Origin of the sequence: Actinosynnema sp. NPDC023658, from assembly GCF_040639995.1 — a bacterium.
In the GTDB taxonomy this organism is placed as follows: Bacteria; Actinomycetota; Actinomycetes; order Mycobacteriales; family Pseudonocardiaceae; genus Actinosynnema.
The window spans coordinates 1-8,151 of record NZ_JBFAAX010000254.1 but is presented as its reverse complement, the minus strand read 5'-3'; the positions used below and the strand labels follow the sequence as shown (position 1 = coordinate 8,151).

Sequence of the window (8,151 nt, the reverse complement as noted above, 5' to 3'; positions counted from 1 at the left end):
GACCGGCCCGGCGCGTCGCGCGCTACCGCGGGCTAAGCGGTTCTCCGAGCCCGCTCGCGGTCGGGCGCCCGGCGTCGGCCCGCGTCGGCCGCGGGAAGCGCAGAACACCCCGGCCGAGTCCCCGCGACCGGTGCCCAACCGCCCGCACCCCGCTCCGGAGCGGCAGCGCCGCGCTCCCGGGACCGAGCGCTTCCCCGGCGTGGCGCCCCACCAGGGGCTGCGCCCCGGTGACCCCCGCCAGGCCCCCCGACCACCGGTCGACGACCGCGGCGCGCACGGGAACCTCTTCGACGAGCCCCCCGGCGCGTCCCGGCACCCCCACCACCGCCCGATCCCCAGAACCCCGGAGCAGTCGTGAGCAACGGATCCCTCCTCCTGCCGGAGGTGGCCACCCTCGGCCTGGCCATCGGCCTGGTGTTCTCCCTGGGGTGCTACCTCGCCACCAACCTCTCGCCCGGCGGCATGATCACGCCGGGCTGGCTGGCGCTGACCCTCGTGGAGGACTACCGGCGGGCGCTGCTCGTGGTGGTGATGAGCGGTGTCACGTTCGGCGCGGTGAAGCTGTTGCAGCGCGTGGTCATCCTCTACGGCAAGCGGCTGTTCGCCGCCGTCGTGCTCACCGGCGTGCTGTTGCAGACGACGCTGTTCATGCTGATCCAGAGCGACCTCCCGCTGCTGTTCGCCCACCAGACGCTGGGGTTCGTGGTGCCCGGCCTGATCGCCTACCAGCTGGTCCGACAACCACCGCTGGCCACCGCGATCGCCACGAGTACCGTCAGCGCCGCCGGATACGGCGTGCTGGCCAGCGGTGTGCTCATCGGGCTGGTGCCCACGGTCTGAAGCGAGGCGGCGGGGAGGGGTGCTCGTGGAGCGGTGGCCTGTCCGGGTGCTGCCGGCCGGGATCGCGGCGGTGGTGATCGCGGCCGCGGTGGCCGCGGCACTCGTCTGGTGGCCGGACGCCCCGGACGGGGACAGCCCGGACGGCGTCCGGGCCGACGACCCGGCCGCGGTGGCCGCGCAGGCCGACCGACTGGTCTACGAGCGGCTGGACAACCCCGCCCGCACGGTTGTGCGCGACCAGGCCGGCGGGGTCGTCGCAGTGCTCACCGACGACGCCCGCACGGCGCTGCTGACCGGTCCGCGCCGTGCGTTCAGCGAACCGAAGGCGACCCCCGCCGTGGTCAACACCTCCTCGTGGGTGCGGCTGCTGCCGCAGCCGTGGCGGGCCGGCGCCGAGGGCGAGGACTGGTTCACCGGGTGGTTCTCGCGGGCGCGCGGGGACACCGGTCCCGACGTGCTCGCGGTCGCCACCCAGTACCTGATCGACACGCCGGACGAGACCGACGCCCAGGGCGTGCGCTTCCGCGGCGACGCCTCGTTCGGCCCGGTCAAGCCCTCCGGCGCGGGACGGCAGGAGCAGTCGGACTTCTACGACTACCTGGCCGTCCCCTGGAACTTCGGCGAGGGCGCCGGCGCACAGCCCGAGCGCGGTCGCTACGGCGCCGTGGACTGCTCGGGCTTCGTGCGCCTGGTGTTCGGCTACCGCCTCGGCATGCCGCTGCTGGGCACGAACACGCCGGGTCCGGGCATCCCCCGGCGGGCCTACGCCATCTCGGACTTCGGCCCCGGCGTGCGACTGGTGGCCAACGAACACCGCCGCGCCACCGACTACAGCCGGCTCCAACCGGGCGACCTGGTCTTCTTCGAGGTCGAGGACGACCCGGAAACCCTGGACCACGTCGGCATCTACCTCGGCCTCGACGACGGCGGCCACCACCGCTTCATCTCCAGCAGGGAACGCATCAACGGGCCCACGCTGGGCGACGTGGGCGGCACGTCCCTGCTGGACGACGGCGGGTTCTACTCGACGGCGTGGCGCTCCGCCCGGCGCCTGTGACCCCGCACGGGTCTTCGTGGCCCGGCCGGCCCTGACGCGGGGGTCAGGACAGGTCGCGGAAGAAGGTGCGGATGTCGTCCGCGAGCAGCTTCGGCTCCTCCATCGCGGGGAAGTGACCGCCCTCGGTGAACTCGCTCCAGTGGCCGATCGCGTTCCACGGGTCCATAGCGCGGCGCAGGAGCGGGTGGGTGTCGAACACGGCCCATCCGGACGGCACGTCCGGCGCCATGACGAAGTAGTCGAGCCCGGAGTGCTCGCCCTCGTAGTAGAACTGCGCGCTCGACGCGCCGCTGCGGGTGAACCAGTACAGGCTGATGTTCGCGAGGAGCTGGTCGCGGTCGACCGACTCGTCCGGCGTCCGGGAGGCGCCGCGGGTCCTGAACTTCTCCGCGATCCACGCGAGCTGACCGACCGGCGAGTCGGTGAGCGCCGCGCCGATCGTGTCGGGACGGTGGTTCTGCATCTCGAGGTACCCGCGCTCGGCCGCGTCCTCGGTGCGCACCGCCTCGATCTGGGCGATCTCGTCATCGGACAGGCCGTCGGGGTAGGGGAACTTGTCACCGACCAACCCGAGCCACCGGCGGTCGCAGCCGATGTGCGTGCCGATGACGCGCTCCGGGTGGAGCGCCGCGAGGCGGAGGGTGGTGCCCGTGCCGATGTCGGTGCCGTGGGCCGCGAACCTCTCGTAGCCGAGACGCGTCATGATCTCGGCGTAGGCCTCCGTCGTCCGCGCCAGCTCCCAGCCGGTCCCCGACAGCGGGGTGGAGAACCCGAAGCCGGGCGGCGACGGGATGACCACGTGGAACTCGTTGGTCAGCAGCGGGATGAGCCGCTGGTACTCGACGAACGATCCCGGCCAGCCGTGGCTCAGGATCAGCGGCGTGGCCCCGGGGTTCGCCGATCGAACGTGGACGACGTGGAACGTCTGGTCGTCGACGACCGTCGTGAACTGTTCGTGCTCGTTGAGCTCCTGCTCCTGCGCACGCCAGTCGAACCCGTCGCGCCAGTACTCGGTGAGCTCCTCCAGGTAGACCTGCGGGATGCCGCGGCTGAAGTCGGTGCGATCGTCCCGGCCCGGCACGGGGATCGGCCGGCGCGTGCGTGCCAGCCGGTCGCGCAGGTCGTCGACGTCCGCCTGCGGGATGTCGATGCGGAATGGCGTGAGTGCGTTGTTCTCGGTCACGACGCAGACGTTCCCAGGCAATGCGGCAGGTTGGCTTCCGCAATCGCCGGCAGGATCGAGGACATGCTGGAAACCTCGGCCCGTCTGCTCGAACTGCTGTCGTTGCTCCAGCTCAAGCGCGACTGGACCAGCGCCGAACTCGCGACCCGGCTGGAGGTGAGCACGAGGACCGTGCGCGCCGACATCAGCAGGCTGCGATCGCTCGGGTATCCCGTGGACGCGCGCCCCGGCGTCACGGGCGGGTACCGGTTGGCCGCCGGGACGGCGATGCCGCCGCTGCTGCTCGACGACGACGAGGCCGTCGCCGTCGCGGTCGGACTGGGTGCGGTCGCGACCCAAGGGCTCGGGGTCGAGGAGACATCGCTCACCGCGCTCGCGAAGCTGGAGCAGGTGCTGCCCTCGCGCCTGCGTCGGCGCGTGGAGGCGGTGCGCGAGGCGGTGAGCGTCGTTCCCAGGGCCGGGCCGCCGCTCGACCTCTCGGTCCTCGGCGCGGTCGCCGCCGCGATCCGAGGCCACGAACGGCTCCGGTTCGGGTACACGAAACCCGGGGGCGCCGAAGGGACGCGCCACACCGAACCGCGACGGCTGGTGAGCTGGGGCGCGCTCTGGTACCTGCTCGCGTGGGATCTTGATCGTGACGACTGGCGCGTCTTCCGGGTCGACCGCATGGTTCCGCACGCACCGACGGGCGCGCGGTTCCGGCCGCGCGTGATCCCGGCGGACAACCTCGTCGAGTACGTCGTCGGACGCATCAGCAAGGGGACCTGGAAGTACCGCGCCCGGCTGCTCGTGCACGCTCCCGCGGCCGAGTTCGCCGCGAAGATCCCCATCCCGGTCGATGTCGAGGTGGTCGACGAGTCCACGTGCCGGGTCGAGCTGGGTTCCGACGACCCGGACCGGCTCGCGCTGTGGATGGCACAGCTCGACGTCGACATCGAGGTGATCGACGGGGACGAGCTCGCGGTGGCGTTCGATCGCCTCGCGACGAGGTTCCGCCGCGCGGCGGGCGGCGCGTCCCGGCGGCCCTCGGCCCCCAGGAACACACTCTGACTGCAGGTCAGCCCCGCCCACATCGTGGACAGCCGAGTGCTGCCGCGCTCGTCGTCACCTCCCGGTTCCCGGTTCGACCGCAGGCCGAAGTACCCGCGCAGGTGGCGCCGTCCAGTCGGGCCTGCAGTCGGCCGGGCAGGGTGGTCAGTGAGTCGGCTCTCGCCGCGGACTGGGTCTGGTTCGCCAGCACCCGTACATCGGTGTCGGAGGCGGTGTCCAAGTCAATGGTGACGGGCTCATCGCGAACCGATGGCTGAATGGGTCCAGGTGGAAGCGGGCGTATCCGACGCGCCGTTCAGCCCCTCCTGAATGCAGAGGCACCGACCCACGTCCAGTTGGAGGTGTGCCATGTTCGCACACAACGCCGTCCGGGTCACGGTTCTGGCTCTCGTGCTCACCGCCTGCGCGACCGGAGGTCAGCCCGTTCCCGGGCCGAGCCCGACCACCGGTACGACAGCGACGACCGGGAGCGAGGAGAGGACCGGTGGCGAGGAGAGGACCGGGAGCGAGGAGGGCCCCACGACTGACGAGCCTCGGCTCACGGCCACCACGCGTGTCCCGCCGCCCGTGCCCGGTGTGCCGATCGACGTCGACCCGAACTTCCAGGACGGGAGCAGTTGGCGCGACGTCGAGGAAGACATCCGAGCATTCTTCGAGTCCGCGTGCGGCAACACCGAGTGCGTTCAGGTCACGACGACGACCAAGAGCGCCACGCCCGGCGACTGCACGATCCTCGGGCACACGCCGGCGGAGCTCCTCCGGGGCGGCACCATCACGTTCGTCCTGGACAGCCCCTGCGCGACGGAGGCGACAACGAGCAGCAGCACCACCACCACGACCGCACCGACGACGAGCAGCTCGTCGTGAACACCTTGCGCGCGCACCGCGTTCCGCGGCCACTCCTGGAGGCGGGGCACCGGGCGGGGAAGGGCGACGCAGGCGGCGACTTCGGGCCGGTGCGGGCGCTGCGCCTGCTCGGCTCGGTCATCGCACCGACCACCCTGCTCGCGGCGTTGCTGTACTTCTTCGGCCAGCAGCAGGCGCACCACTTCTTCAACTACTTCGGCGTGCACCACTCGCTCATGGGCCTGACCACGGAGGACTACCTGCTGCGCAGCACGGATGGCATCTACGTGCCGCTCACCGGGGTCGCCACGGTCACGCTGCTGGGGCTGTGGGCCTACCGGTTCCTCCGCGCCCGACTGTCCGACGCGGCGTTGCGGGCACTGCTGCGCGTGGCCGTCCCGACCGCCGCGCTCGTCGGTGTGGCGCTGGTGGGGTTCGCGCTGGTGGCGGTGCTCGACCCGGTGCCGTTCCGAGCGCTCGTCGGGCTGCCGGGCGTCAGCCTCGCCGCCGGTGTCCTCCTGCTCGTGTCGGTGTCGAGGCTGCGTGCGGCCGCCGCGACGCGGGGGACGAAGCCACGTCCCCTTGGTGCTGTAGCCGAGTGGACGGCGACGTTCGTGCTGGTGAGCCTCGGGCTGTTCTGGGCGGTCGGTGACTACTCCGCGGCGGTGGGGCGGGACAGGGCGTACGTGTTCACGACGCTGCTGCCGTCGTTGCCGAACACCGTGCTCTACAGCGCGGAAGGGCTGGCGCTGCCACCTTCGGTGCGCCGGGTGCAGTGCACCGCGTCGATCTACAAGGTCCGCTACGACGGGCTGCGACTGGTGGTGCAGTCCGGCGGCCAGCTGTTCCTCCTGCCCGCCGAGTGGACACCGGGCGTGCCCGCGTTCGTCCTGCCGCGCACCGACGCGCTGCGGATGGAGTTCGTCGACCCCGGCAGCCCGATCCCGGACACCTGCTGAGCACCTGCGCCGAGCTCGTGGAAGACGTCCCGGAGCGCCCGCGGGATGCGCAGGGGCAGGGTGCGCCGGACCCGCCACCACCATGATCATCTACCATGTGGTCGTGCTCGTTCCGCCTGACGCACGACCGTCCGCGGCCATTCGGCTGAACTGTGCCGCAGGGGCGTAGCGGCGGGTGCGGGTGCGGCGATGTCCGCTTCGGGGGAGGGGTCACTGCTTCCCGCTCGGTGCCCAGGAGGGGGAACCGCTCGACCCCCGCACACCCGGTCTGCCCGCATCCGACTGCGGCGCACTACCGCGCAGATCCGACGCTGGTCGTTCTGCACGCCCATATTTCCCGATAAAAACCGAGTCTTCGTCATTCCCGCAATTCGCCATGGGAGCCGTTGTGCGTCGTGACCATTCCTTGCCGACCTACGAGCAGCTTTTCGGAGCGCTCGACTTCCGCGCGGTCGACGAGGGGCGGTCGGTCTACTCGCCCGCGGCCTACCTGGCCGATCTGCTCGCGCTGATCGACGACAACTTCGAGGGTGACCCGCTGACCGGCGCGGACCGGCGGCCGGACCTCGTCGGGATCCCGCTGGACGGCGAACACGCCTACACGGAGTTACCGTACCTCGATGTCGTGAACCGGGTGCTGGCCGCCGTCCTCGGTCCGGACGCGCACCAGGAACTGAAGCGACTGCGATTCCCGTTCGCCCTTCCGTTCGACCTCGACCGGGAAAAGGTGCGCCGCTACCTGCACCACTTCCGGGTCGGTCCGGTGGAGCTGTACGAGTTGTTCGCGCACCAGCCGGACCGCGACGTGGTCGCGCGCGAGTTCCTGGGACTCTCCGCCGCCGACGTCTCGCTCGTTACGACGGTCGTCACCGACCCGGACGACCTGCTGGAGAACTTCTACGGCGTCGACGGGTCCTTCAGCGACCTCCAGGACGTCCTGCCCTTCCTCCGCGCCACGCGGCTGACCGCCACCGAGCTCGACGCGCTGGTCCACCTGGGCCCCGGCGCGTTCGTCCACCAAGGCGGTCCGTGCGCGACCCTCGACGCCACGGGGCGGAAACTGGTGTGGGGCGACGGCTCCGCGCCCGTGCCGCCGGAGTGGTTCGAGCGGGTCGGCAGGTTCGTGCGGCTGGCCCGCCGGACCGGACTGACGCTCCCCGAGACCGACGTGGTGCTGCGCCGCTGCTGCGACAACCGGATCGACCTGGCCGCGCTGCGCGCGCTGGCGGTCGTGGTCCACCTCCACCGCGCCCTGGACCTGCCGGTCGACGTCGTCACCAGCCTGGCGAACGTGATCGACGAAGACCTGTTCGAGCGCGTGTTCAACGAGCCGTTCGCCGCCGAGCGCACGGTGATCGCCGGGCCCGCGACGCCGCTGCCGGACGGGGTGCGGGTGCTCCGGGTCTCCGGCGACGTCCTGGCGCCGCGCAACAAGGACTACCGCGTCCGCGTGAGCCGCGCGGTCGGACTGTCCGAGGCCGACCTGGTCACCGTCGTCCTGCGGGTGCGGAAGCGGAGCACGGGCACGGGGGCCTCGTCGGGCCCGTTCGACCACGACGACATCGGGCTGGACGAGCTGTCGCTGCTGCACCGGGTCGGGCGGTTGACCCGTGCGCTCGGCCTCACCGCCACCGAGCTGTTCGGCGTCCTGGACGCGGTGGCCGCGGATCCGTCGAGCACGCACACCGGCGCCTTCGGCGGGCTGCTCGACGTCGGACCGCAGACGTCGGACCCGTACCGGATGCTCCAAGCCGTGGACGTCGCCTCGGGCCTGCGCCTGGCGCAGATGCTGCTCGGCACCGTGCGGTGGATGCAGGCGCTCGGCATGGACAGCGCGGAGCTCGCCGCCGTCCTGGCCGGGGCCGCTCCGGGCGAGGTCGACGCGGAGTGGGATGCCGTGCGCGACCGGCTGCACGAGAAGCTGGACGAGGTCGCGCTGACGCCCGCGCTGTTCGTGACCGAGCGGTTCGGGTCGCGGGCCGCCCAGGTCCTGCACGACGTGCTCACCCAGTCCGACGGTGTTGTCGCGCGTGATCCCCGCGTGCTGCGGCTCGACCCCGCCCTGGTCGAGGCGGCCGCGTACGACGCCGTGACCGACTTGTCGGCCATCACCGAGGAGGACTTCCGCGGGCTCGGGCTCGCCGGCGGGCTGGCCGGCAAGGTCTTCACATGCACGCCGTGCCCGAACGCGAGGTGCGGGTTGTGCCCGCGGTGGA

7 protein-coding genes and 1 pseudogene are annotated in these 8,151 nt (G+C 71.8%); 7 read left to right on the top strand and 1 reads right to left on the bottom strand.

Features of this window, described 5'->3' with window-relative positions; all coding sequences use genetic code 11:
* The 3 genes and pseudogenes from AB0G02_RS22740 to AB0G02_RS22730 all read left to right on the top strand — a co-directional run.
* A pseudogene (locus AB0G02_RS22740) lies at positions 1-358 on the top strand (hypothetical protein); the annotation flags it as partial.
* On the top strand, positions 355-840 hold the full coding sequence (locus AB0G02_RS22735; protein ID WP_360797473.1) for a poly-gamma-glutamate biosynthesis protein PgsC/CapC: 486 nt from the start codon (positions 355-357) through the stop codon (positions 838-840). The pseudogene AB0G02_RS22740 and the gene AB0G02_RS22735, both read left to right, overlap by 4 nt.
* Positions 841-865: 25 nt before the next feature.
* A complete protein-coding gene (locus AB0G02_RS22730; protein ID WP_360797472.1) occupies positions 866-1,897 on the top strand; it encodes an NlpC/P60 family protein in 1,032 nt (343 codons plus the stop codon).
* A 43-nt stretch (positions 1,898-1,940) separates the two neighbouring features.
* On the opposite strand, the gene AB0G02_RS22725 is transcribed toward AB0G02_RS22730, so the two are convergent.
* Positions 1,941-3,080 (bottom strand): epoxide hydrolase family protein, encoded by a 1,140-nt coding sequence (locus AB0G02_RS22725; protein ID WP_360797471.1) that lies wholly within the window; start codon positions 3,078-3,080, stop codon positions 1,941-1,943.
* A 63-nt stretch (positions 3,081-3,143) separates the two neighbouring features.
* On the opposite strand from AB0G02_RS22725, the gene AB0G02_RS22720 reads away from it, so the two are divergent.
* From AB0G02_RS22720 to AB0G02_RS22705, 4 genes are all read left to right on the top strand, one after another.
* Positions 3,144-4,130, top strand: a complete 987-nt coding sequence (locus tag AB0G02_RS22720; protein ID WP_360797470.1) for a YafY family protein — start codon at positions 3,144-3,146, stop codon at positions 4,128-4,130.
* Between the two features lie 567 nt (positions 4,131-4,697).
* Positions 4,698-4,997 (top strand): hypothetical protein, encoded by a 300-nt coding sequence (locus tag AB0G02_RS22715; protein ID WP_360797469.1) that lies wholly within the window; start codon positions 4,698-4,700, stop codon positions 4,995-4,997.
* Positions 4,994-5,935, top strand: a complete 942-nt coding sequence (locus tag AB0G02_RS22710; RefSeq protein ID WP_360797468.1) for a hypothetical protein — start codon at positions 4,994-4,996, stop codon at positions 5,933-5,935. Before AB0G02_RS22715 ends, AB0G02_RS22710 begins: the two co-directional genes overlap by 4 nt.
* Positions 5,936-6,341: 406 nt before the next feature.
* A partial coding sequence (locus tag AB0G02_RS22705; protein WP_360797467.1) for a Tc toxin subunit A occupies positions 6,342-8,151 on the top strand: 1,810 nt, incomplete at its 3' end.